Below are 23,959 nucleotides of genomic sequence, written 5' to 3' on the forward strand. Positions count from 1 at the left end.
GCAGACGTCAGCAAGCCCGCCAGGCATGTGTTCCGCCCGGCGCGAATCACTCAAACCATCGCGTTCAATTATGCAGAGGAAAGTGCGAGCCGCGGCAGCGCGGCGAGCGCGTTAGCCGTTGTGCCTAGGGCGGCTTCGTCGGCGGTCATGCCGCGCAGTTGCGCGAGCCCCGCGCCGATGGCCGGAATCTGATCCGGCGAGTTGCGCTGTTTGTACATCCAGGAAGGGGCGATGTCCGGCGCGTCGGTCTCGACGACCAGCGCGTCGAACGGCAATTGCTCAGCAAGACGGCGGATTTGCCGCGCCCGCTCGAAGGTCAGATTGCCGCCGAAACCGAGATGCATGCCCTGGTCGATATACGCCTGAGCCTGCTGGAAACTACCGTTGAAAGCGTGTGCGATGCCGCGATGAATCTGATGCCGCCGCAGCCCTTTGATCACCTGATCCTGCGATTTGCGCACATGGCAAATCACCGGCAGATCGAATTCGCGCGCCAGTTGAAGTTGACCGTTGTAGAAGAACTGCTGGCGCGCATCGTCGAGACCTTCGACGAAATAATCGAGGCCAATCTCGCCGATGCCAACGAACAGCGGATCGTCGAGACTCGCCTCGATTTCCATGCGCAGCAGGTCGAGATCGCGCTCCTCAGCACCCGGCGTGAAGAGCGGATGGATGCCCAGCGCATACGCGCCACCGTCGATGCGGTGCGCGAGTTCACGCACCGTCGTGAAGTTCTCGCGACCGATCGCGGGAATCACGATACGCCCTACGCCGGCTTGACGCGCCGCATCGGCGACTTCGGCGCGGTCGGCGTTGAATTCCGAAGCGTCGAGATGGCAGTGCGTATCGATCCACATGGCGCGCCTCGCTAGTGACAGAGGTGGCGGAGCATCGCTCACGTTCCGCGCGGTGCTTAAACCGGCACCGGCGGCTCTTCGTGCAATACGCCGTCGCGCAACCGCATGATCCGGTCGCAACGTCCGGCCAGTTCCGGATCGTGCGTGACAATCACGAAGCTCGTGTCGAGCGTTTGCGACAGTTCGAGCATCAGGTTGAACACCGTGTCGGCGGTGCCGCCGTCCAGATTGCCGGTGGGTTCATCAGCGAGTACGCAGGCGGGCTTCGTCACCAACGCCCGCGCAATCGCGACACGTTGACGCTCGCCGCCCGACAGTTCACCCGGACGATGCTTCGCCCGATGCCCCATGCCGACGCGCTCCAGCACCGCGAGCGCTTCGCGCCGCGCGGCCTCGGTCGTCATGCGGCGAATCCGCAGCGGCATGGCGACGTTGTCGAGCGCGGTGAATTCCGGCAGCAGATGGTGAAACTGATACACGAAACCGAGCGCGCGATTGCGCAGGTCGTTGCGCTCGCGCTCGGAGAGCTTCGTAAAAGGCTTGCCCATCACCGAAACATGACCGGCACTCGGATCGTCGAGGCCGCCGAGCACATGCAGCAGCGTGCTCTTACCGGAACCCGACGCGCCGACAATCGCCAGCTTTTCGCCGCGCCGGACATTCAGTTGCGCGTTGTTGAGGACCTGCACATTGAGGCCGCCCTGCACGAACGACTTCGAAATGCCGGTCGCTTCGAGCACATAGGGATGCAGCGCGGTGTCTTCAGGGGCCATGGATACGCTAGTGGAACGGTCATTCATAGCGCAGTGCCTCCGCAGGACGGACTTTCGCACCACGCCAGCTCGGATAGAGGGTCGCCAGCGCCGACATCGCAAACGCGATGATGCCGATCCGCGCCACGTCGGCGGGAATCAGTTCAGACGGCAGTTCGCTGATGAAATACACGGACGGCGGCAGGAACTGCACGCCGAGCAGATGCTCGATCATCGGCACGAGCCACGGAATGCTCCACGCAATCAGGCAGCCGAGCGCGACCCCGGTCGCCGTGCCGATAAAGCCGATCGTCACGCCCTGCACCACGAAAATCTTCATGATCGAGCCGGGCTGCGCCCCGAGCGTGCGCAGAATCGCGATGTCAGCCTGCTTGTTGGTCACCGTCATCACCAGCGACGACACCAGATTGAACGCCGCGACCGCGATGATCAGCGTGAGGATGATGAACATCATGCGTTTTTCGATCTGCACCGCCGAGAACCAGGTCTTGTTCTGCTGGGTCCAGTCGCGAATATACAAATCGCCGGACAGGCTGCGCGCCAGTTGGTGCGCGACCTCCGGCGCCCGCTGCATATCGGTCAGGCGCAGCCGCACGCCGGTCGGCGCCGATAGCCGGAACAGCGCCTGCGCGTCCTTGATGTTGATCAGCGCGAGCGTGCTGTCGTACTCGTAATGCCCCGACTCGAAGATGCCCACCACCGTGAACTGTTTCAGCCGAGGCAGCATGCCGGCGGGCGTGATGGTGCCTTCGGGCGCGACCAGCGTGATCTTGTCGTTGACCGTCACGCCGAGATTGGTGGCGAGGTCCGCGCCCAGTACGATGCCGAAGTCGCCCGCCACGAGGTCGGTCAGCTTGCCGCCCTTCATCTCCTTGCCGATGTCGGACACTTCAGGCTCGAGCGTCGGCTCGACGCCACGCAGCGCCACGCCGCTCACCGCGTCCTGACGCGTGAGCAACGCCTGTGCTTCGACATACGGCGCCGCGCCGATCACTTCCTTGTTCTGGCGCGCTTCCTGGGCGGTCAATTGCCAGTTGGGCATCGAACCGGTCGGCGAAAAGATTTCGACGTGCGCCAGCACCGATAACATCCGGTCGCGCACCTCTTTCTGGAAACCGTTCATCACGGACAACACGACGATCAGCGCCGCGACGCCGAGCGCGATGCCCGACATCGACACGAGCGCGATGAAGGAAATGAAGCCGTTACCGGTCGTGCGTTTGCCGGCGCGGGTGTAGCGCCAGCCAATCTGCCATTCGTAGGGAAATTTCAAGCGAATCCTTTTCTGCGTTCTTCGTCTGCTCGCGGGCCTTGTGCCGCGCATGGCGGCGGCAGCTTGCGGCTGTCGCGCCTGTCATGCGGCCCGAGCGTCGTGATCATTGGTGTCGCCGCAACCCGGATGGTTCCGGTATGACGTTCCGGTGCGCTCCTGTGCGCCAGGTCCTCCCCCGCCACCGAAGCCATCGCCCCGTCGCTGCCGCCACTACCGTCAATCAAGCGCGAAGTTTGCCATACAATGCCGCGAACCCACGCAAAGGCCTTGCACGCTGGGCTCACGGCAGACGCAGCGGCCTCACGGCGCAACGCTGCCCGCCCGCCGTCTTGCGCAGACACTCGCCCTAACTCAGGTTGTAGCGGCGGCGCAGATCGTTGATGATCCCGGCCGCCTCGCTGGCTGCAACGTCGCGCACTTCCGCATCCTTACGGTCGCGATGCAGATGGGTGATATCCCAGTTGCAGCCGTCCTCGTCCTCGACGGTCTCGTGGAAACCGGTCGGGATCCAGCCGGCCGTGGCCGGATTGGCGTCGAGCGCCTGCACGACCAATGCAAGCAGTTCCTGCTCGGTTTTCAGTTCACGCGACATGTCGGTCTCCCTCGTCATGGGCGCGGTGCCGCCGCGCGCGGCTGCTGCCATCGGCAAGGCTCGGATGGGGTGCCCGAATCCGCCGATATGGTCTGAATACTCGCACTCTTTGCCCTACAATGCGCAGCATCATGCACGCCAACCGTCTTCATCTTCTCCTGCCCTTCGCGCTGCCCGCCGCAGCGGACGCCTCCACCGCCCTGCACGACATCCAGAGTCCGGCTCTCGACCGGCTGATCGCCCGCGCGACGCTGGTCGAACGGGTGATCGGTGAAGATTTTCAGCGCACGCTGCCGCACGAGCGCTGGGTGGCGCGCCAGTTCGGCGCGCTGCCGAGCGGCGCGGCGGCCGCGGACGAAGCGCCGCTTGCCCCGTACATGCTGCGCGCCGACGGTGGCGAGCCCGGCACTGCGACGTGGGCCTGCGTACAACCGGTGCACGTGCGCATCGCGCACGACCATCTGGTGCTGATCGATCCGGCCTCGCTCGAACTGTCCGACGACGAAGCCAGCGTGCTGCTGGCGGTCGCCCGGCCGTTGATCGAGGAACTCGGTGTGCGCATCGAAGCGCCGAAGCCCGCGCGCTGGTACTTGTCGGGCGACGGCTTCGGCACGCTGGCAGGGGCGTCGCCGTTGCGCGCGAGCGGCCGCAACATCGAAATCTGGCTGCCGCACGAAGCGCATTCCGGCGACCGTTCACGCGCCTGGATGAAGCTGCAGAACGAAGTCCAGATGGCGTGGTTCGAGCATCCCGTCAATGAAGCGCGCGAGGCGCGCGGCCTGCCGGCTGTCAACTCGATCTGGTTTCACGCGCAAGGCGCGGCGCAGCCGGTCAGGAGCCCGTTCGCGCGGGTGTTTTCCGACGCGGCGGCCACGCGTGGCCTCGCCATGACGTCTGGCGTCCAGACCGCGGCGCCGCCGGCGTCGTTTGCGGCGTTCCAGGCCGCTACTGCGGCGAACGGCGCGTCAGGCAACGCGTCGGTTGGCGCGTCCGCCGAGACACATGCCGACGGCGCCACGCTGGTCGAACTCGATCCTTTCTCCGCGCCCTACATCGAGCAGGACTGGGCGCGCTGGAACGACGCTTTCGCCGCATTGCAAGCCGACTGGTTCGAACCCGCATTGCAAGCGCTGCAATCCGGCCATTTGAACGAACTCGCCCTGACGCTGTGCGGCGACACCGGTTCGGTGACGCTCACGGTCACGCGCGGCGATCTGCGCAAATTCTGGCGACGGCGCGTGTTCGCGTCGCTGTTTATCGAATGACCTATCGAATGATCCACGGCCTTTCCGAATGACTCGAATCGTTACGCGCGCCTCGTCACCCGTCGACGCCGAAGTCCTCACCCGCCACGGCCTGCATCCGGTGCTCGCGCGCCTGTACGCCGCGCGCGGCGTGTGCATGCCCGATGAAATCGAAACCGGTCTCGCGCGGCTCGTGCCGCCCGCCGGGCTCAAAGACTGCGAAGGCGCCGCCGTGCTGCTCGCGGACGCGATCCAGAACAAACGCCGCATGCTGGTGGTCGCCGACTACGACTGCGACGGCGCCACCGCCTGCGCGGTCGCGGTACGCGGCCTGCGCATGTTCGGTGGTCAGATCGAATATCTGGTGCCGAACCGCTTCGAATACGGCTATGGCCTCACGCCTGAGATCGTCGCACTGGCCGCCCGCAGCGCGTCGGGCAAGCCGGAACTGCTGATTACGGTCGATAACGGCATCGCCAGCGTCGATGGTGTGGAAGCGGCGAACGCGCTCGGCATCGACGTGCTGGTCACCGATCACCACCTTCCCGGCGACGAACTGCCGGCGGCCCGCGCGATCGTCAATCCGAACCAGCCGGGCTGCACGTTCCCGAGCAAGTGCATCGCGGGCGTCGGCGTGATGTTTTATGTGCTGCTGGCATTGCGCGCGGAATTGCGCCGCCGCGGCGCCTTCAACGACGATTTCCCCGAGCCGCGGCTGGACGGCCTGCTCGATCTGGTCGCGCTCGGGACGGTGGCCGACGTGGTCAAGCTCGACGGCAATAACCGCGTGCTGGTCGCGCAAGGACTGCAGCGGATCCGCAAAGGCAAGATGCAGCCGGGCATCGCCGCCCTCTTTCGCGCGGCCGCGCGCGACGCCCGCAGTGCATCGGGCTTCGACCTCGGTTTCGCGCTCGGGCCGCGCCTGAACGCGGCCGGCCGCCTGTCGGACATGTCGCTCGGGATCGAGTGCCTGACCACCGACGACATCGGCCGCGCATGGGATCTCGCGCAGCAGCTCGACACGATGAACCGCGAGCGCCGCGAAATCGAAGCCGGCATGCAGCAGCAGGCGCTCGAGGACCTCTCGGCGATCAATCCTGAGGGCGCGACCACCATCACGCTGTTCAATCCGAGTTGGCACCAGGGCGTGATCGGCATCGTCGCCGGACGGTTGAAGGAGAAATTCCACCGGCCGTCGTTCACGTTCGCGCTTGCCGACGACAGCGGCCAGCTCGTCAAAGGCTCGGGCCGTTCGATCTCGGGTTTCCATCTGCGTGACGCGCTCGATCTGATCTCGAAGCGCGAGCCGGGCCTGATCGTCAAATTCGGCGGCCACGCGATGGCAGCGGGTCTGACGATGGCCGCCGCCGACGTGCCGCGCTTCACCGCCGCGTTCGAGGCAGTGGGCCGCGAATGGCTCTCCGAAGAGGCGCTTTCGCGCACGGTCGAAACCGACGGCGAACTCGAAGACGCCTATTTCACGCCGCAATTCGTCGAAATGCTCGACGCCGCCGTATGGGGCCAAGGCTTCCCGGCGCCAGTGTTTTCCGGCGAGTTCGACATCGCCTCGCAGGCGCTGGTGAAAGACAAGCATCTGAAACTGCAGTTGGTGCGCGGCCGCCAGCGTTTCAACGCGATCTGGTTCAACCATACGGACACGCTGCCCGCGCGCACCACCGTCGCCTACCGGCTCGCCAGCGACACGTGGAATGGCGTATCGCGGGTGCAATTGATCGTCGAGCACGCGGCGAGCTGAAGCGCGCACGGGCCGTCGCCGCCTCGGGTCCACGCCGCGAAATTTGCGCGCAATGCTTGCGCCGGCTACCCATGGCCGCGTGTACCGCAGCTTGCCCGGCATCGCTCGAAAGCACCGAAAATCACCGCAAAATCAACCCCAAACCCGCGCCGGATCGCTCACAAGCCTCCGGCGCGGGGCGCCGATCGGCTATAATTTCCCCTTTTTACGAAGCTATAAAAGATCGACATGGAAGCGGAACGTCTCAACGCGATCGAAGCCTCTCTGGCGGACCTGCGCACGCGCGCAGACTCGCTACGGGGGTATCTTTGACTACGACGACAAAGCACTGCGTCTAATCGAAGTCAACCGGGAACTCGAAGACCCGGACGTCTGGAACGACTCGAAGCACGCCCAGGCCCTCGGCCGGGAAAAGAAACTGCTCGACGACGTCGTCGGCAAGCTTACGTCGCTCGACAACGACCTGCGCGACGCGCAGGACCTGTTCGAAATGGCCCGCGAAGAAGACGACGAGGAAACCCTCATCTCGTGCGAAACGGATGCCCAAGGGCTCGAGCAGCGCGTCGCCGACATGGAATTCCGCCGGATGTTCGCGAATCCGGCCGACCCGAACAACGCCTTCCTCGACATTCAAGCCGGCGCCGGCGGTACCGAAGCGTGCGACTGGGCGTCCATGCTGCTGCGCCAGTACCTGCGCTACTGCGAGCGCAAGGGCTTCAAGACCGAAGTGCTGGAACAGACCGAAGGCGACGTCGCGGGCATCAAGAACGCCACGATCAAGATCGAAGGCGAATACGCCTATGGCTTTTTGCGCACCGAAACCGGCGTGCACCGCCTCGTGCGCAAGTCGCCGTTCGATTCGTCGGGTGGCCGCCATACATCGTTCTCGTCGGTGTTCGTGTATCCGGAAATCGACGATTCGATCGAAGTCGACATCAATCCGGCCGATCTGCGCATCGACACGTACCGCGCGTCCGGTGCGGGCGGTCAGCACATCAACAAGACCGATTCGGCCGTGCGGATTACGCACATGCCGTCGGGCATCGTCGTGCAGTGCCAGAACGATCGTTCACAGCACCGCAACCGCGCCGAAGCCATGGCCATGCTGAAATCGCGCCTGTACGAAGCGGAAATCCGCAAGCGTCAGGCCGAGCAGGACAAGCTCGAAGCCGGCAAGACCGATGTGGGCTGGGGTCACCAGATCCGCTCGTACGTGCTGGACAACAGCCGTATCAAGGATCTGCGTACCAACGTCGAAATCAGCAATACCAAGAGCGTGCTCGACGGCGACCTCGATCCGTTCATCAGCGCCAGCCTGAAACAGGGCGTCTAAGCGCAACCGGCGCGGCATGCCTGACATCGTCGCGCCGTATCTTTGCACCTTTGTTATAGCGCCTGAGGTTTTTACTGACTGGCCACCCGCATGCGGACCATCCTGGTGCGGGCCACCGAATACCAAACCATCATGACCGAACCGACCCAGCCGAATGCGGCCCAGCCTAATGTCACGCCCGAGGTAGACGACAACAAGATCATGGCCGAACGCCGCGAAAAGCTGCGCGAACTGCGTGAGCAAGGCGTCGCCTATCCGAACGATTTCCGCCCCACGCATCACGCCGAAGATCTGCAATCGAAATACGCCGAAACCGACAAGGAAGCGCTCGAAGTCAATCCGCTCGAAGTCGCGATCGCCGGCCGCATGATGCTCAAGCGCGTGATGGGCAAGGCGAGCTTTGCAACCGTGCGCGACGGTTCGGGTCAGATCCAGTTCTTCATTACGCCCGCCGACGTCGGTCAGGAAACGTACGACGCCTTCAAGAAGTGGGACATGGGTGACATCGTCGCGGCACGCGGCGTGCTGTTCCGCACCAACAAGGGCGAACTCTCGGTGCGTTGCACCGAACTACGTTTGCTGTCGAAGTCGCTGCGTCCGCTGCCGGACAAGTTCCATGGTCTCGCCGACCAGGAAATGAAGTACCGCCAGCGCTACGTCGACCTGATCGTCACGCCGGAAACGCGCAAGACCTTCGTCGCGCGCACCAAGGCAATTTCGTCGATCCGCAAGTTCATGTCGGACGCCGACTTCATGGAAGTCGAAACGCCGATGCTGCACCCGATTCCAGGCGGCGCGGCGGCCAAGCCGTTCAAAACGCACCACAACGCGCTCGATATGCAAATGTTCCTGCGCATCGCGCCGGAACTGTATCTGAAGCGCCTCGTGGTCGGCGGCTTCGAGCGTGTGTTCGAGATCAACCGTAACTTCCGCAATGAGGGCGTGTCGGTCCGCCACAATCCGGAATTCACGATGATCGAGTTCTACGCGGCGTACACCGATTACAAGTGGATCATGGACTTCACCGAGCAGCTGATCCGCCAGGCGGCGGTCGATGCGCTCGGTAGCGCGACGATCAGCTACCAGGGTCGTGAACTGGATCTGGCCAAGCCTTTCCTTCGTTTGACGATCAGCCAGGCGATCCAGAAGTACGCGCCGCAGTACACGGACGCACAACTCGGCGACGACGCATTCCTGCGCACGGAACTGAAGAAGTTCGGCGTGGATGCGTCGCAGCCGCAGTTCCTGAACGCCGGCGTCGGCGCCTTGCAACTGGCGCTGTTCGAAGAGACCGCTGAAGCGCAATTGTGGGAGCCGACTTTCATCATCGACTACCCGATCGAAGTGTCGCCGTTGGCGCGCGCGTCGGACAAGTTCAACGGCATCACCGAGCGTTTCGAGCTGTTCATCACGGGCCGTGAAATCGCCAACGGTTTCTCGGAGCTGAACGATCCGGAAGACCAGGCCGCCCGCTTCAAGAAGCAGGTTGACCAGAAAGACGCCGGCGACGAAGAAGCGATGTTCTACGACGCCGACTACATCCGCGCGCTGGAGTACGGCATGCCGCCGGCCGGCGGTTGCGGCATCGGCATCGACCGTCTGGTCATGATGCTGACCGACAGCCCGAGCATTCGCGACGTAATTCTGTTCCCGCATCTGCGCCGCGAAGACTGATCGTTGCGTGGTTTGCAAAAGAAAAACGCCTGGCTCGATGTTGGGCGTTTTTTCTTTCGGTGCGTGAAAAACACCGCCTGCTGTAATCTGACGGTTTGTAACCATCGGTAAAAGGCGCATATTCGCCGCCGGGCCGCGGTTTTCTTAAGTTGCTGTGGACCCGCAAGAAATCAGGCACCCCGCCGCGCTGCGCGCGCTTTGACGCGAAAGCGCCGCGATGATTGCCCGAAAATGGTTACAAATTGAAACCCTTCCGGGATCGAATTGCCCGACACTCAGTCTCAATAACAGTCGACTCTGCTCCAGACGGAGGCCAATATGGACAATCCAGATACCAAACCCACGCAACAACGTCGTCTTCATCCGCTCGTCGCTACTGCCGCGGGCGCAGTAATCATCGCCAGCCTCGCCGCGACAGCGGCCGTCACGGGCCTGTTCCCGAGCGCGTCGAGCAGCGGCGCGCAAACCGATCAGACCCAGGCTGCGCAAGTGGCCACCCAACCGGGCGTGGTCGATTCAGCGGCGCCGGCAAACCCGGCCGCTCAACAGGCAGCCGCGCAGGCCGAAGCGCAACAGCAGGCAGCGCAGCAACAGGCGCCTCAACGCGCCCCGGCGCCAACGCAGCAACAACAGTACGCTCAGCAGCAACAGGCGCAACCGGCACCTCAGTACGCCCAGCAGCAACAGGCCCGACCGGCACCGCAGTACGCCCAGCAACAGCCGTCGCAACCTGCCTACTGCTCGACCTGCGGCACAGTCGAAGGCATCTCGGCGGTACGTCAGGAAGGCCATGGCACGGGTATCGGTGCGGTCGGCGGCGCAGTGGCCGGTGGCGTAGTCGGCAACCAGTTCGGCAGCGGCAACGGCCGCACCGCGATGACGGTGCTGGGCGCCCTCGGTGGCGGCCTGGCCGGTAACTCGGTTGAAAAGCACATTCGCAGCACGACGTCCTATTCCGTGCGGGTGCGGATGGAAAACGGCAAGACGCGCTACTTCACGTATCACGAAGCGCCGCCGTTCCAGCAAGGCCAGCGCGTGCGGGTCGAAAACGGCACGCTCGTAGCAAGCTGACCGCTGACAGCCTGAAGATTCTCCAGGCGTTAAAAAAGGCGATTCCAATGGAATCGCCTTTTTCTTTGCCGCAGCCGGAGCGGAATCAATCTCGCCCCGCCGCCAGCGAACAACCGGGCATACTGCTCGCTCAGTAATCCGCGTCTTCAATCCATGCAGCCTGAATCGCTTCGAGGATCTTTTCGTTCGACCGGTTAGGATCGTCGTCGAAACCTTCCAGCTCGGTGACCCAACGGTGCAAATCGGTGAAGCGCACCTGTTGCGGATCGATGTCCTGGTGCTTGTCAGTCAGGGCCATCGCGATGTCTTGCGTATCGGTCCACTTCATGGCTGCATCCTCCAGTTAGTGATTTTCCTTCGCGTGATTGATCGAGTAGCGCGGGATCTCGACAACCAGATCCTGCTCGGCCGGCACCATCGCCTGGCACGACAGACGCGAGGCCGGTTCGAGCCCCCACGCCTTGTCCAGCAGATCGTCCTCGTCTTCCTCGGACGGCGTCAAGGCGGCGAAACCCTCACGCACGATCACGTGACAAGTCGTGCACGCGCAAGACTTCTCGCACGCGTGTTCGATTTCGATGCCGTGTTCGAGCAGGCTGTCGCAGATGCTCTTGCCGGGCACGGCATCGATCACCGCGCCTTCCGGGCACAGTTCGACGTGGGGCAGCACAACGATTTGAGGCATACATTTTCCGTTTGGGTCTGCGGCACGGCGGCCGCAAACAGGCTCCGTACCATTTTACTGGCGCTGCGCGGACTTTTTAAGTCCGCGCAGCGCGATTCATTGCCGGCTGGCGCGCATCGCGCAGCCACGCCGCAAGACGCTCAGATCTCGTCGAGCTTGCGGCCGGCCAGCGCACGGCGAATGCCTTTGTTCATGCGGCGGGCGGCAAATTCGTCGGTGCCTTCGGCGAGCGCTTTGGTCGCGGCTTCGATCGCGTCGGCGTCGTCGCTTGCCGCGATGTTGCGCAAGGCGGTGAGCAGCGTGTCGAGTTCGGCGCGTTCGCTGTCGTCGAGCAATTCGGCGTCGGCGGCGAGCGCCGCGTCGGTGGCTTCGACGAGACGGCGCGCTTCGACTTGCGCTTCACGCAGCGCACGCGCGCGCATGTCGACTTCGGCGGTCGAAAAGCTCTCTTCGAGCATTCTGGCGATGTCGTCGTCGGCGAGACCGTAGGACGGTTTGACCACCACCGACGCTTCCACGCCCGAGCCCTGTTCACGTGCGAACACGGACAGCAGGCCGTCCGCGTCGACCTGATACGTGACGCGAATCCGCGCCGCACCGGCGGCCATCGGCGGAATGCCGCGCAGCTCGAACCGCGCGAGCGAACGGCAATCGTTGACGAGCTCGCGCTCGCCTTGCACGACGTGGATCGCCATGGCCGTCTGGCCGTCCTTGAAGGTCGTGAAATCCTGCGCGCGGGCGACCGGAATCGTCGAATTGCGCGGGATGATCTTCTCGGTCAAACCACCCATCGTTTCAACGCCCAGCGACAGCGGAATCACGTCGAGCAGCAGCCAGTCGTCGCCGTCGGCGCCACGGTTGCCCGCGAGCAGATCGGCCTGGATCGCCGCACCGAGCGCGACGACCTGATCCGGGTCGAGGTTGATCAAAGGCGGCTGGCCGAAGAACGACTCGACCGCACGGCGGATCACCGGCATGCGCGTCGCGCCGCCGACCAGCACCACGCCTTCAATGTCCTTGGTCGCAACCTTGGCGTCGCGCAGCGCTTTCTTCGTGGGCCCAAGCGTCCGTTGAACCAGCGCCTGAGTGATGGCCTCGAAAGTGGCCTCGTCGACCGTCAGATCGATCTGAGTGCCGTTCGAGAGCGTTGCCTGTACCTTCGCATTCGGCGCGCCGGACAACGCCTCCTTGGACACGCGTACGCTGTCGAGCAGCAGGCGGACGTCTTCCGGTGCGAGTGTTTGCGGCGCGATGCCCGCCTGCTCCAGCACGTGGCGATACAGGGCATGGTCGAAATCGTCGCCGCCGAGCGCGGAATCGCCGCCCGCCGCGAGCACTTCGAACACACCCTTGGTGAGCTTCAGAATCGACAGATCGAAGGTGCCGCCACCGAGGTCGTAGACCGCGTAGAGACCTTCGGAACCGTTATCGAGGCCGTAGGCGATCGCGGCCGCAGTCGGCTCGTTCAGGAGACGCAGCACGTTCAGGCCGGCCAGACGCGCGGCGTCTTTGGTCGCCTGGCGCTGCGCTTCGTCGAAATACGCAGGCACGGTAATGACTGCGCCGACCAGTTCGTCGCCGAGCGTGTCTTCGGCACGCTGGCGCAGCGTCGCAAGAATTTCCGCCGACACTTCGACTGGGCTCTTCACGCCGTCGACGGTACGGATCTGCACCATGCCGGGCGCGTCGATGAAATCGTACGGCGCGTTTTCGGCGCCTTCCACTTCCGCCTTGCCGCGGCCCATGAAGCGCTTGACCGACACGATCGTGTTGCGCGGATCGATCGCGGCTTCAGCCTTGGCCGTGCGGCCGATACGGCGGCCGCCCTTTTCCAGGTAACGGACAACCGACGGCAGCAGCGCATAGCCGTCTTCGTCGGGCAGCACGTCAGGCACGCCGCTGCGCACGGCGGCGACAAGGGAATTGGTGGTGCCGAGATCGATACCGACCGCCAGACGCCGCTGATGGGGCGCCGGCGCCATGCCGGGTTCGGAGATTTGCAGTAAGGCCATCTGGATCTTCTCGGGGCCGCTGGGCCCCGTCCTGAATTTTCGCGTTGCTGGATGTAATGCTACGGCTGCTATCGCTACCTGTTCATGCACGGCGCCGACTCGCGCCGCTACGCCGGACCGCTAGTTCTCGAGCCGCTCGATCTGCGTGCCGATTTCCGACGCCACCCGCTCGATGAACATCAACTGCCGCACCGCCTCGCCCGCCGCCTGATTCGCGCCGCTGTCGAGCAGCGCGCCGAGCTTGTCGAAACGCATCCGCTCTTCGTCGCGCAGTTCAGCGAGCAAGGCGTCGAGCGCGTCGACGTTCTTCGCCGCGGCCGCGTCTTCAATGCCTTCGCGCCACTCCATCTGCTGCATCAGGAACGCCGGCTCCATCGCCGTATTGTTCTGCGCGCCGACGTCGATGCCGCGCAGATGTAACAGATAGGTCGCGCGCTTCAACGGATCGCGCAGCGTCTGATAGGCCTCGTTCGTACGCGTCGCCCATTGCATCGCGATGCGCTTTTGCGCGTCGCCGGCCGCCGCAAAGCGGTCCGGATGCACTTGCGCCTGCACGGTGCGGTAGGCGTGATCGAGTGCCGCTGCGTCGAGCGCGAATTGCGCCGGCAGATCGAACAGGTCGAAGTGGCTGTCGTTCAGCGAGGCCATCGGATAAAAGGAGTCCGTTCAGGAAAGCGCACCGGAGTGCAGGCTAAAAACGCGGATCGAAAGCGCCGTGGAGACTCACCGGCGGATTTAGCGGCGCATTCAGCGACTAAATCAGCCGAAAAGTGCCAACCCGGACGCGCGGATCAAACTAAAAAGGCGGCACGCGCCGCCTTTGATCCGCTGCACGCGGAGTGAGCCGATTTACACGCGGAACGATTCGCCGCAACCGCACTCGTCCTTCACGTTCGGGTTGTTGAACTTGAAGCCTTCGTTCAACCCTTCGCGTGCAAAGTCGAGTTCGGTGCCGTCGATATAGGCGAGGCTCTTCGGGTCGACAATGATCTTCACGCCGTTGCAATCGAACACTTCGTCTTCGGGCGCGAGTTCATCCACGTACTCGAGCTTGTAGGCCAAACCCGAGCAACCCGTGGTGCGCACGCCCACGCGCAGCCCGACCCCCTTGCCGCGGCGAGTCAGATACTTCTGGACGTGCTGTGCTGCCTTTTCGGTCAACGTAATTGCCATAGCGTTTCTCATTGCGCCGCGCGCGTTCGTCACTCCTGTGCCTACTGACGCGCTGCTACCCTGCCTGCTTCAAATATCGCTCATGCCGGACGGTGTTTCTTGCCCGCACCGCCCGCTTCGACTCACCCAAATGAGCACTCAACCGCGCGCTCGACTGCCGCTTACGCGTGTTGCTTGTCGCCTTCGACGACTGCTTCACCATGGCGTTGCTTGTAGTCGGCGACCGCTGCCTTGATCGCGTCTTCCGCGAGGATCGAGCAGTGGATCTTCACCGGCGGCAGCGCCAATTCTTCGGCGATCTGCGTGTTCTTGATCGACATGGCCTGGTCAAGCGTCTTGCCCTTCACCCATTCGGTAACGAGCGAACTCGACGCAATCGCCGAACCGCAGCCGTACGTCTTGAACTTCGCGTCTTCGATGATGCCGTCCGCGCCCACGCGGATCTGCAGCTTCATCACGTCGCCGCAAGCCGGCGCGCCGACCATGCCCGTACCGACCGCATCGTCGTCTTTCTCGAAGGAACCGACGTTGCGCGGATTTTCGTAGTGGTCCAGAACCTTTGCGCTGTAAGACATGATTACACTCCTTGTTTCGTTTCAACCTGCATTCGTTGCGTTTTCGACGATAAGCGCGACGCTAAGCGTTGGCGCGTCAGTGCGCAGCCCACTTGATCGTCGAAATATCGATCCCGTCCTGGTGCATTTCCCACAGCGGCGACAGATCGCGCAGCTTCGAAATTTTGGTCTTCAACAGGTTGATCACGTAATCGACATCCTGCTCCGTCGTAAAACGGCCGACGGTAAAACGGATCGAGCTATGCGCCAGTTCGTCGTTACGGCCCAGTGCGCGCAGCACGTACGACGGTTCCAGCGAAGCCGACGTACACGCCGAACCCGACGACACCGCCACGTCCTTCACTGCCATGATCAGCGACTCGCCTTCGACGAAGTTGAAGCTGATGTTCAGGTTGTGCGGCACACGCTGTTCCATGTCGCCGTTCACGTAGGTTTCTTCCATGTCCTGCAGGCCGCGCAGCAGACGGTCGCGCAGCATGCGAATGCGCTCGTTTTCCGTTGCCATTTCTTCGCGTGCGATGCGGAATGCTTCGCCCATGCCGACGATCTGATGCGTGGCCAGCGTGCCCGAACGCATGCCGCGCTCGTGACCGCCGCCGTGCATCTGCGCTTCGATACGGATACGCGGCTTGCGGCGCACGTACAGCGCGCCGATGCCCTTCGGACCATACGTCTTGTGTGCCGAGAACGACATCAGGTCGACCTTCAGCTTCTGCAGGTCGATCTCCACCTTGCCGGTAGCCTGCGCGGCGTCAACGTGGAAAATGATGCCCTTTTCACGGGTGATCTCACCGATCGCCTCGATGTCCTGGATCACGCCGATCTCGTTGTTCACCGACATGACCGAGACCAGAATCGTATCCGGGCGCAGCGCGGCCTTGAACTTCTCGAGGTCGATCAGACCGTCGTCCTTCACATCCAGATACGTGACTTCGAAGCCTTCGCGTTCGAGTTCACGGCAGGTGTCGAGCACAGCCTTGTGCTCGGTCTTCACCGTGATGACGTGCTTGCCCTTACTCTTGTAGAAGTGCGCCGCACCCTTGATCGCGAGGTTGTCCGACTCCGTTGCGCCCGAGGTCCAGATGATTTCGCGCGGATCGGCATTCACCAGCGCGGCGACGTTCTCGCGCGCCTCTTCGACCGCACGCTCCGCGTCCCAGCCATACGAGTGGCTACGCGATGCGGGGTTGCCGAACTGCTCGCGCAAGTACGGAATCATTTTGTCCACCACGCGCGGATCGACCGGGGTCGTCGCGCTGTAGTCCATGTAAATGGGCAGGTGGAGAGTGTCGTTGTTCATCAATTGCTCCGGGGACGTCATTGCTCTGGCTTCTGGTTTCCTGATCAGGCTGCGGTGCGTTCAGATTGCCGCGCCTAGGAACCGGCCATGTTGAAAACAGAATTCGGCCCTTTCGGCACGACGCGGGCGGGTTCGACCGCCGGCGCCTCGTTGCGCCGGTCGCGCAACACCGCCGGCGCAGCACCTTCGCGCGAACGCTGCTGATCGACCAGATCTTTCAGGGACACCGAGTCGAGGTACTCGACCATTTTCTGGTTCAGCGTGGACCACAATTCGTGCGTCATGCAGTGGCCGTCGTGCTGTTTGGTGCCCTCGCACGAGCCCTTGCCGCCGCATTGGGTGGCGTCGAGCGGTTCGTCGACCGCGATGATGATGTCGGCGACGGTCACGTCTTCAGCGCGGCGGGCCAGATTGTAGCCGCCGCCCGGTCCGCGCACGGACTCGACGATTTCGTGACGACGCAGCTTGCCAAATAGCTGCTCGAGATAAGACAGGGAGATATGTTGGCGCTGGCTGATACCCGCAAGCGTCACCGGGCCCTGCTCCTGGCGCAGTGCCAGGTCAATCATCGCCGTGACGGCGAAACGGCCTTTCGTGGTGAGTCTCATATGGTGTGGGAACCGCAATTCTCGACAAGTTTGGTCAAGTATAAATACATGACTGAATTAGTCAAGTATCCCTACCGTGATTTGGGTCATTTGCTTAATTGCTGGATAAGCCGGCCCAAACCTCGCCGATGACCCGCCGGTCTTACGTAATCAATTGGGGACGCAGCGCTGCGATCAGTCCGCGGCAGGCTGCTTCACATTGATCCAGTACCTGTTCGAACCCTTCGGCGCCGCCGAAATAGGGGTCGACGACTTCGCGGGCACCGCCCCAGCGCCCGTCCGCCTCAGGCACGAATTCCATCAGCAGACGGATTTTGTCACGCTGCTCCGCCGGACAAATCTGGCGCAGCGCGGCGACGTTTTTGTCGTCCATTGCGATCAGCAGATCGAAACGCTCGAAGTCGGCTGCCGCGACCTGGCGTCCGCGCAAGGCGGCCAACTCGTAACCCCGCTGTTCGGCCGCATGCTGCGCGCGGTCGTCAGGCGGTTGGCCGATGTGCCAGTCGCCCGTGCCGGCGGAATCGATCAGAATGCGCTCCGCCAGCATCGCCTCGTCGACCAGACGGCGCATCACGCCTTCCGCGGTCGGGGAACGGCAGATGTTCCCAAGGCAGACAAAGCAGACGGACACGGTTTTCATCAGAGGCTTTCGGACGCTCAACGCCCGCGGATCGGCAGTTAGGAAACGGTGGCGCGATTATACAAAGGTCGACCAGATCGCGCCGGAGGCTACGCGCGCTTAAGACGCTTAAGATGCTTCGGCCACAGGCATTGCCGTCACGGCGTGCATGGGTTTGGCCGGCAACGTCGTCGTGTTGTCGACCATGCCATACGAGACGGCGCGCGCCAGTTCCGCGGTCAGTTGATCAGCAGCGAGCGGGGCCTGCGAGGAGCGCGAAGCCGCGTCGCCACAAATGTGCAGATAGGCTGCCGCAGCAAGCGGCACGACGATGGCGAGGGGCCAGTACACCGATATTGTCTTTTTCATGATGTGGTTTCTTCCGATTAGGGGCTTATGAGTTCGTGACCCACTATGCCCAGTCCAAATGCTATAGGAATTTACAATCGGGAAAAACGGGCTGGCGCGAGATACAGCGTTGCGCTGGATGGAACAGTCCATTAACTGGTCTGCCTCTGCCGCGTACGACGCTGACCTGCGTCATGGCATGAAAAAGAAATCCTTACAAACACATACAAAGCCGGCGCGACGGTTAGCGATAATAGCTGTCTTACAGACATGAAATCTTCGCACTGGTCCTTCCAATGAAACGTATTGCTCCCCTCGTCGGCTTCACGGTCGTTGCTGCATTGCTTGGCGGCTGCGCGGTCTATCCGGACGGCACTCCAATGGTCGGCAACGGCTATGGCGGCGGTTATAGCGGCTATGACGGTTACGACGGCTATGCCACCGGCGTGCCGGTTGTGCCGCAAACCAACGTCTACATGGGTTACGGCAATGACTGGGGTCCGGGTTACTACAACGGGCCGGGCCGCTATTACGGGCCGGGGCCCGGCTATCGCGGCTACCCAGGCTATCCGGACCGGGGACGGCCGAATAACGGCAACGATGGAAACAACGGTAACCGGGGAGACAACGGTGGCTGGCATGGTCAGCCGAACGGCGGCGGGCAACATGGGGGACCGCCGCCTCAAGGTGCGGTTGGCGGGCCGAGAGGGCCGAGTGGATCTAACGCGCCACGGCCAGGAGCAGGCAGCCCGCCGCCCCCTCCGCCACAGCAGGCAGGCAACAGCGGTGGACGCGGCAATGGTGGCAATGCGCAGGCCAGAAGCAATAACGGCCGCCAGCCAGGGATGACGGATCATTGATCCGGCAGGGAATGGCGTGAACGTAGGCGCAGTCTCGCGTTACGCCTCCCGCATCAGCCGCGCAAACCACAACGACTGTGCCGCTCGCTCAACCAATATGGCTGCGTTGCGCGGCGTACAACTCCCTGAACGTGCGGCCGACCGGTGCCGGCATATCGCGCGTATTGGTCCAGCCCGCTCCACCTAGTGGCAACCTGGCAATCGAACGATTTCGCCCGCCCATTCTTTCCAGCACGCGAACCGCCAGCTTGGTGAAGAGCGCATAAGCATCCGGGTGCAACGCGAGGAAACCCCACACTGCGAGCCCTGCCCGCTCGCGCCACGGCCTCAGATGCCGCTCGACCTGCTTCTCGCGGAGCTTGCGCAGCAGATCGGATAACGGAATGCCGACCGGACACACGCTGTTGCACTCGCCGCACAACGTCGCCGCCTGAGGCAGGTCCAGCGCCTTGTCGATCCCGACGTAGCTCGGCGTCAGCACCGATCCCATCGGCCCCGGATAAACCCACCCGTAGGCATGACCGCCCACCTTCTGATACACCGGGCAGTGATTCATGCAAGCGCCGCAACGGATACAGCGCAGCATCTCCTGAAAGTCGCCGCCGATCAGCCCCGTGCGCCCGCCGTCGACCAGCACCACGTACATATGCTCGGGACCGTCCTGATCGCCCGCGCCGCGCGGCCCGGTCAGCACCGAAAAATAGTTGGACGTCGCCTGACCGGTTGCCGAGCGCGGCAGCAGACGCATTGCCGTCGCGAGATCTTCCAGCGTGGGCAACACCTTTTCGATGCCGGTCACCGCCACATGCACGCGTGGCATCACGGTGCACATGCCCTCGTTGCCCTCGTTCGTGACCAGCACGACCGAACCCGTCTCCGCCACTACGAAGTTGCCGCCGGTCACACCCATGTCCGCCGTCATGAAGTGCGGACGCAGCATCTCGCGCGCTTCGCGGGTCATGTCGGTGATCTCGGTCAGACGCGGCCGGCCATGCGTCTTCGCGAACAGGTCGGCAATCTCGTCCTTATCCTTATGGACGACCGGCGCGATGATGTGGCTGGGCGGCTCGTTGTCGTTGATCTGGAGAATGTATTCGCCCAGATCGGTCTCGATCGATTGCACGCCCATCTGCCCCAGCACCTCGTTCAGACGCATTTCCTCGGTGACCATCGACTTGGTCTTGATCACCTTCTTCACCTCGTGCCGGCGCGCAATATCGCCGACGAGACGCGCGGCCTCCTGCGTCGTCTCGGCGAACAGGACCGTGACGCCGCGCCGGGTCGCCTCACGTTCGAAGGTTTCGAGCCAGACGTCGAGATTTTCCAGCGCGCGATTGCGGCGCTCCTTCAGCGCGGCGCGGGTGGCGGGAAAATCGATCGCGGTCATGGCCGCGGCGCGGGCCGACACGAACTTGGTCGACAGCTTGGTCAGGTTCCGCTGCAGACGCTGGTCAGCGAGTTTCTGGCCCGCGCGGGCCTTGAAATGCATCGATTGGACTTGCATGGCGGCCTTGAGCGTATTCGGATGAAAGCGCGAATGAAAAACGCGAGTGAAATGCGCTGTTGAAGTGCGCGAGCTAAAAGCGAATCAAATGAACGAGTGAAGCGCGCGAAATGGCGGGCACCGAATCCACTGCGCGGTTTGGGCGCTGCGAAAATCGTTACGCGTCGCCGGCCAGCACCTGGGCAATGTGCAGCACGCGCGTGGCGGTATCGCCGGTGCGCCGCAAGCGGCCTTCGATATTGAGCATGCAGCCGAGGTCGCCGAGCACCACCGTGCCGGCGCCGCTCGCGCCGATATTCGCGCATTTCTCGTCGACGATTGCCGTGGAGATGTCGCCGTACTTGATCGCGAAGGTGCCCCCGAAGCCGCAGCAGCGCTCGCAATCCTTCATTTCAGTCACCGCCACGCCCACCTGCGCCAGCAGCGCGCGCGGCTGCGTTTTGACGCCAAGTTCGCGCAGCCCCGAACAGGAATCGTGGTACGTCACCTGGCCCGTGAACTCACCCGGCTGCAATTGAACCTTGGCCACATTGACAAGGAAATCAGTCAACTCGAACACTTTGGCGCGCAACCGGCCGAAGCGGTTCATCAACTCCGGATCGTCGGCAAACAGGTCGCCGTAATGCGCGCGGATCATGCCGCCGCACGAACCGGACGGCACCACGACATAGTCGAACTGTTCGAATTCACGCAGGGTTTTCTCGGCCAGATCGCGCGCGATGCGCCGCTCCCCCGAGTTGTACGCGGGCTGCCCGCAACAGGTTTGCGCGGGCGGCACCACCACCTCGAAACCGGCGCCTTCGATCAGCTTGATGACCGAAAAACCGATCTCCGGGCGCATCAGGTCGATCAGGCAGGTGACGAACAATCCGACTCGCATGAGCCCTCCTTCGGGAAAACGTCCCTGATTATCCGCTGTTTGCCGCACAATACCAACGGCCGGAAGGCATAGGACGAATGCCACGTCAAATTGGAATAGGCGTTCCAACTGCTTTCCATCTTTTCACAATACGGGATACAATCAATCTCCGCTGTTTGACGCGTCAACCGATTCCTCCCCATGAGCGATACGAACCCGGATCCCAAAACGTCGATCCAGGTGATCGAACGCATGATGCGCTTGCTCGATGCACTCGCTGCGCATAGCGACCCGGTCAGCCTGAAAGAACTCGCCATCCGCACGGAGCTGCACCCGTCCACCGCGCACCGCATCCTGAACGACATGGTGATGTGCCGGCTGGTCGACCGGTCGGACCCCGGCACTTACCGCCTCGGTATGCGCCTGCTCGAACTGGGTAATCTGGTGAAGGCGCGGCTGTCGGTGCGCGACGCGGCGCTCACGCCGATGCGCGAACTGCACCGCCAAACCGGGCAGACAGTGAACCTGTCGGTGCGCCAGGGCGACGAGATCGTCTATATAGAACGCGCCTACTCCGAGCGCTCCGGCATGCAGGTGGTGCGGGCGATTGGCGGGCGGGCGCCGCTGCATCTGACCTCGGTGGGCAAGCTCTTCCTCGCCGCGGACGAATCGACCCGCGTGCGGGCCTATGCCACGCGCACCGGGCTGTCCGGCCACACGCAGAACAGCATCACCGATCTGACCAAGCTCGAACGCGAGTTGTCGCACGTGCGCCAGCAGGCCTGTGCGCGCGATAACGAAGAACTGGAGTTGGGCGTGCGGTGCATCGCAGCGGGGATTTACGACGACACCGGCAAGCTGGTTGCGGGCCTGTCGCTGTCAGCACCGGCGGATCGCTTGCAGGACTCGTGGTTGGGGCAGCTCAGCCAAACGGCGCTGCTGATTTCCGAGTCGCTGGGTTATCGCCCTCAGACGCCGCAGGAGCATACGCATCCCCAGCACGCCTAAGCGGGTGGTCGCGCGTCCCCCGACTCAATAAAAAAGCCTCGCATCTGCGAGGCTTTTTTCTGGCCGGTTCGAAAACCGGCCGGCAGAGTAAGCTAGCGCGCTTCAGGTGCCCGCGCCGCTGGCATCCGCGCTGGTAATCCGCGGTTGATCGCCACCGTTATCGAGCCACGTGCGCAGACGCGTCGCGTCCGCAAAGCGCGAGTACTTACCCGACGAGTCAAGCAGCACGATGATCATCGGGCGACCGTGAATGGTCGCCTGCATCACGAGACACTCGCCCGCTTCGTTGATAAACCCGGTCTTTTGCAGACCGATGTCCCACGTCGGGTTACGCACCAATGCATTCGTGCTGTTGTACGCCAGCGAACGCTTGCCGGTGTACACCTCGTAGCTGTGGTCGGTCGAGAACTTGCGGATCATCGGATACTGATACGCCGCATTGACCATCTTCACGAGGTCGCGTGCGCTCGAGACGTTCTGGCTCGTCAAACCCGTGGGGTTTTCAAAGTGCGTGTCGGTCATGCCGAGTTGCTTGGCCTTCGCGTTCATTGCCGCGAGGAACGCCGGACGGCCGCCCGGGAAATAACGCGACATCGCCGCGGCTGCGCGGTTTTCCGAGGCCATCAGCGCGATATGCAGCATGTCTTCACGCGAGAGCACCGAGCCCACTGACAGACGCGAGCCGGTGTTCTTCTCGTAGTCGCGGTCTTCGTCGGTGACTTCGATCTGGTCGGTCATCGGCTCTTTCGAATCGAGCACGACCATCGCGGTCATCAGCTTGGTGATCGACGCGATCGGCACCACGGCGCGCGAATTCTTGTCGAACAGCGATTCGCCGGTGTTCTGATCGATCACATAGGCAACGCTTGAACGCAGCATCAGCGCGTCCGGCGTGTCATGCAGACCGAAAGCCTGGCCGACGGTAGGCGGACGCGGTTCGTACGCGACGCGGCGCATCACCGAGTGGTGACGGCCGTTCGACGAGTACGTCACGCGCTTGCGCTTGACGCTTGTGCGCGGCGCGTCGTCACCGGCGGCAGCGGCCACGTTCGCAGCAGCGCCGTTGGCGGCCTTCTTGCTCGACACTTTGTCAGCGGGGGCCGCGGCGGGCTTTTTGGCCGCTTTCGCGTGTTTGGAGGTTTTTGCCGTGGTGGCGGGCGTGGCGGCAAAAGTGATGACAGGCGTGGCGAACGCCGCTGCGATGACCATGGAGGCGGCCACCGACAGAGCGGTGCTGCGAGCCGCGCCGTGGATCACTTTTAGCGACGAAAACATGTCGGTTTTCATGGGTGTTCAGTAGGGAGCGGCGAGAGGTTTCCGCAAGTGTAGTAAAACAACGAAAAATTAGCAATTTGAAGCACTTATACGCGCTCCTTAAACCGGCTTGTAAGCTCCGATCGCAAAAACACAAATAAGTGCCGCGTTTCGATCGAAAAAAACGATCGCCAACGCGCTTCGCCTCGCCTTTGCCGCCAAATGCAGGAATCGAACCGATTCTTTCAGCATAACGGCAATTTCGAGACAACCTTGATCAGGGGAAATACGGTCAGAGCGCAGGCATGTAAAGCCTTGCCGGCGCACCGGAACGTCGAGCGGGTACTGCTGCGGGCTGTTAAACACCTGCTGGAGACCGCCAACGCGCATTCGACCGGCATAGAGCATTAACGTTCCGTGACACTTTCTGGTTTACATCGGAATGGGCAATCGACGGGTTTTTTGTCAAATGTCGATTTGCCCTTCCACCCGCGCCGGACCTCATCGCGCGGTCAAAATCTCTCCTGAAATCGGTAACAAATGCGGATTTATCCTGCACCAGTGCGGTGCGACAGACAAAT

At 62.8% G+C, this 23,959-nt stretch carries 25 protein-coding genes; 7 read left to right on the forward strand and 18 right to left on the reverse strand.

Features of this window, described 5'->3' with window-relative positions:
• Positions 1–68 precede the first annotated feature (68 nt).
• The 4 genes from M0D67_RS02165 to M0D67_RS02180 all read right to left on the reverse strand — a co-directional run bounded on the left by M0D67_RS02165 (position 69) and on the right by M0D67_RS02180 (position 3,546).
• Positions 69–857, reverse strand: coding sequence for a TatD family hydrolase (locus M0D67_RS02165; RefSeq protein ID WP_171925472.1), 789 nt, complete (start codon positions 855–857; stop codon positions 69–71).
• A gap of 56 nt (positions 858–913) precedes the next feature.
• Positions 914–1,657, reverse strand: a complete 744-nt coding sequence (gene lolD, locus M0D67_RS02170; RefSeq protein ID WP_154565464.1) for a lipoprotein-releasing ABC transporter ATP-binding protein LolD — start codon at positions 1,655–1,657, stop codon at positions 914–916.
• On the reverse strand, positions 1,650–2,903 hold the full coding sequence (locus tag M0D67_RS02175; RefSeq protein WP_171925471.1) for a lipoprotein-releasing ABC transporter permease subunit: 1,254 nt from the start codon (positions 2,901–2,903) through the stop codon (positions 1,650–1,652). The genes lolD and M0D67_RS02175 overlap by 8 nt, the downstream gene beginning before the upstream one ends.
• 346 nt (positions 2,904–3,249) lie before the next feature.
• Positions 3,250–3,546 carry a hypothetical protein gene (locus tag M0D67_RS02180; protein WP_154565462.1) on the reverse strand — a complete coding sequence of 99 codons (297 nt, stop codon included), beginning with the start codon at positions 3,544–3,546 and terminating at the stop codon, positions 3,250–3,252.
• 68 nt (positions 3,547–3,614) lie between these two features.
• Here M0D67_RS02180 and M0D67_RS02185 point away from each other — a divergent pair, with 68 nt between their 5' ends.
• The 5 genes from M0D67_RS02185 (at position 3,615) to M0D67_RS02205 (ending at position 10,573) form a co-directional block, all read left to right on the forward strand.
• A complete protein-coding gene (locus M0D67_RS02185) occupies positions 3,615–4,760 on the forward strand; it encodes a regulator (RefSeq protein ID WP_154565461.1) in 1,146 nt (381 codons plus the stop codon).
• Between the two features lie 28 nt (positions 4,761–4,788).
• Positions 4,789–6,495 (forward strand): single-stranded-DNA-specific exonuclease RecJ, encoded by a 1,707-nt coding sequence (recJ, locus tag M0D67_RS02190; protein ID WP_266237071.1) that lies wholly within the window; start codon positions 4,789–4,791, stop codon positions 6,493–6,495.
• A 228-nt stretch (positions 6,496–6,723) separates the two neighbouring features.
• Positions 6,724–7,828, forward strand: a protein-coding gene (gene prfB / locus M0D67_RS02195) for a peptide chain release factor 2 (protein ID WP_154565459.1) whose coding sequence is annotated in 2 segments (ribosomal slippage) — positions 6,724–6,804 and positions 6,806–7,828 — 1,104 coding nt in all. Because the reading frame shifts where the segments join, the coding sequence is not laid out codon by codon here.
• A 132-nt stretch (positions 7,829–7,960) separates the two neighbouring features.
• On the forward strand, positions 7,961–9,502 hold the full coding sequence (lysS, locus tag M0D67_RS02200; protein ID WP_266237205.1) for a lysine--tRNA ligase: 1,542 nt from the start codon (positions 7,961–7,963) through the stop codon (positions 9,500–9,502).
• Between the two features lie 318 nt (positions 9,503–9,820).
• Positions 9,821–10,573 (forward strand): glycine zipper 2TM domain-containing protein, encoded by a 753-nt coding sequence (locus tag M0D67_RS02205; protein ID WP_154565458.1) that lies wholly within the window; start codon positions 9,821–9,823, stop codon positions 10,571–10,573.
• A 130-nt stretch (positions 10,574–10,703) separates the two neighbouring features.
• Here M0D67_RS02205 and iscX read toward each other — a convergent pair whose 3' ends face one another.
• The 10 genes from iscX to M0D67_RS02255 form a co-directional block, all read right to left on the reverse strand.
• On the reverse strand, positions 10,704–10,901 hold the full coding sequence (iscX, locus tag M0D67_RS02210; protein ID WP_007181290.1) for a Fe-S cluster assembly protein IscX: 198 nt from the start codon (positions 10,899–10,901) through the stop codon (positions 10,704–10,706).
• A 15-nt stretch (positions 10,902–10,916) separates the two neighbouring features.
• The gene (gene fdx / locus M0D67_RS02215; protein ID WP_097389705.1) at positions 10,917–11,258 is read right to left on the reverse strand and encodes an ISC system 2Fe-2S type ferredoxin; all 342 of its coding nucleotides are present in this window, start codon (positions 11,256–11,258) and stop codon (positions 10,917–10,919) included.
• 140 nt (positions 11,259–11,398) lie between these two features.
• Complete coding sequence (hscA, locus tag M0D67_RS02220; protein WP_154565457.1) at positions 11,399–13,270, reverse strand: Fe-S protein assembly chaperone HscA; 1,872 nt, start codon at positions 13,268–13,270, stop codon at positions 11,399–11,401.
• 120 nt (positions 13,271–13,390) lie between these two features.
• Positions 13,391–13,918: a Fe-S protein assembly co-chaperone HscB gene (hscB, locus tag M0D67_RS02225; RefSeq protein ID WP_154565456.1), complete on the reverse strand. Its 528-nt coding sequence runs from the start codon at positions 13,916–13,918 to the stop codon at positions 13,391–13,393.
• Positions 13,919–14,119: 201 nt separating this feature from the next.
• Complete coding sequence (gene iscA, locus M0D67_RS02230) at positions 14,120–14,443, reverse strand: iron-sulfur cluster assembly protein IscA (RefSeq protein ID WP_028199494.1); 324 nt, start codon at positions 14,441–14,443, stop codon at positions 14,120–14,122.
• A 161-nt stretch (positions 14,444–14,604) separates the two neighbouring features.
• Positions 14,605–15,018 carry a Fe-S cluster assembly scaffold IscU gene (gene iscU / locus M0D67_RS02235; protein ID WP_097389708.1) on the reverse strand — a complete coding sequence of 138 codons (414 nt, stop codon included), beginning with the start codon at positions 15,016–15,018 and terminating at the stop codon, positions 14,605–14,607.
• 76 nt (positions 15,019–15,094) lie between these two features.
• The gene (locus M0D67_RS02240) at positions 15,095–16,318 is read right to left on the reverse strand and encodes an IscS subfamily cysteine desulfurase (RefSeq protein WP_154565455.1); all 1,224 of its coding nucleotides are present in this window, start codon (positions 16,316–16,318) and stop codon (positions 15,095–15,097) included.
• Between the two features lie 74 nt (positions 16,319–16,392).
• Positions 16,393–16,926, reverse strand: a complete 534-nt coding sequence (gene iscR / locus M0D67_RS02245) for a Fe-S cluster assembly transcriptional regulator IscR (protein ID WP_154565454.1) — start codon at positions 16,924–16,926, stop codon at positions 16,393–16,395.
• 142 nt (positions 16,927–17,068) lie between these two features.
• Complete coding sequence (locus M0D67_RS02250) at positions 17,069–17,566, reverse strand: low molecular weight protein-tyrosine-phosphatase (RefSeq protein ID WP_154565453.1); 498 nt, start codon at positions 17,564–17,566, stop codon at positions 17,069–17,071.
• A 108-nt stretch (positions 17,567–17,674) separates the two neighbouring features.
• Entirely contained in the window at positions 17,675–17,914 is a 240-nt protein-coding gene (locus M0D67_RS02255) for a hypothetical protein (RefSeq protein WP_154565452.1), read from the reverse strand.
• Between the two features lie 275 nt (positions 17,915–18,189).
• Here M0D67_RS02255 and M0D67_RS02260 point away from each other — a divergent pair, with 275 nt between their 5' ends.
• A complete protein-coding gene (locus M0D67_RS02260) occupies positions 18,190–18,753 on the forward strand; it encodes a hypothetical protein (RefSeq protein WP_154565451.1) in 564 nt (187 codons plus the stop codon).
• 88 nt (positions 18,754–18,841) lie between these two features.
• On the opposite strand, the gene M0D67_RS02265 is transcribed toward M0D67_RS02260, so the two are convergent.
• Both M0D67_RS02265 and M0D67_RS02270 read right to left on the reverse strand, forming a co-directional pair.
• Positions 18,842–20,257 (reverse strand): lactate utilization protein B, encoded by a 1,416-nt coding sequence (locus M0D67_RS02265; RefSeq protein WP_154565450.1) that lies wholly within the window; start codon positions 20,255–20,257, stop codon positions 18,842–18,844.
• Between the two features lie 157 nt (positions 20,258–20,414).
• Positions 20,415–21,137, reverse strand: coding sequence for a (Fe-S)-binding protein (locus tag M0D67_RS02270; RefSeq protein ID WP_154565449.1), 723 nt, complete (start codon positions 21,135–21,137; stop codon positions 20,415–20,417).
• Positions 21,138–21,317: 180 nt separating this feature from the next.
• On the opposite strand from M0D67_RS02270, the gene M0D67_RS02275 reads away from it, so the two are divergent.
• Positions 21,318–22,124 (forward strand): IclR family transcriptional regulator, encoded by an 807-nt coding sequence (locus tag M0D67_RS02275; RefSeq protein WP_097389715.1) that lies wholly within the window; start codon positions 21,318–21,320, stop codon positions 22,122–22,124.
• A gap of 102 nt (positions 22,125–22,226) precedes the next feature.
• Here M0D67_RS02275 and pbpG read toward each other — a convergent pair whose 3' ends face one another.
• Both pbpG and M0D67_RS02285 read right to left on the reverse strand, forming a co-directional pair.
• On the reverse strand, positions 22,227–23,411 hold the full coding sequence (gene pbpG / locus M0D67_RS02280) for a D-alanyl-D-alanine endopeptidase (protein WP_154566157.1): 1,185 nt from the start codon (positions 23,409–23,411) through the stop codon (positions 22,227–22,229).
• An 87-nt stretch (positions 23,412–23,498) separates the two neighbouring features.
• Entirely contained in the window at positions 23,499–23,786 is a 288-nt protein-coding gene (locus M0D67_RS02285; RefSeq protein ID WP_171925469.1) for a hypothetical protein, read from the reverse strand.
• Positions 23,787–23,959 lie beyond the last annotated feature (173 nt).

Origin of the sequence: Paraburkholderia sp. SECH4, from assembly GCF_030511745.1 — a bacterium.
In the GTDB taxonomy this organism is placed as follows: Bacteria; Pseudomonadota; Gammaproteobacteria; order Burkholderiales; family Burkholderiaceae; genus Paraburkholderia; species Paraburkholderia madseniana.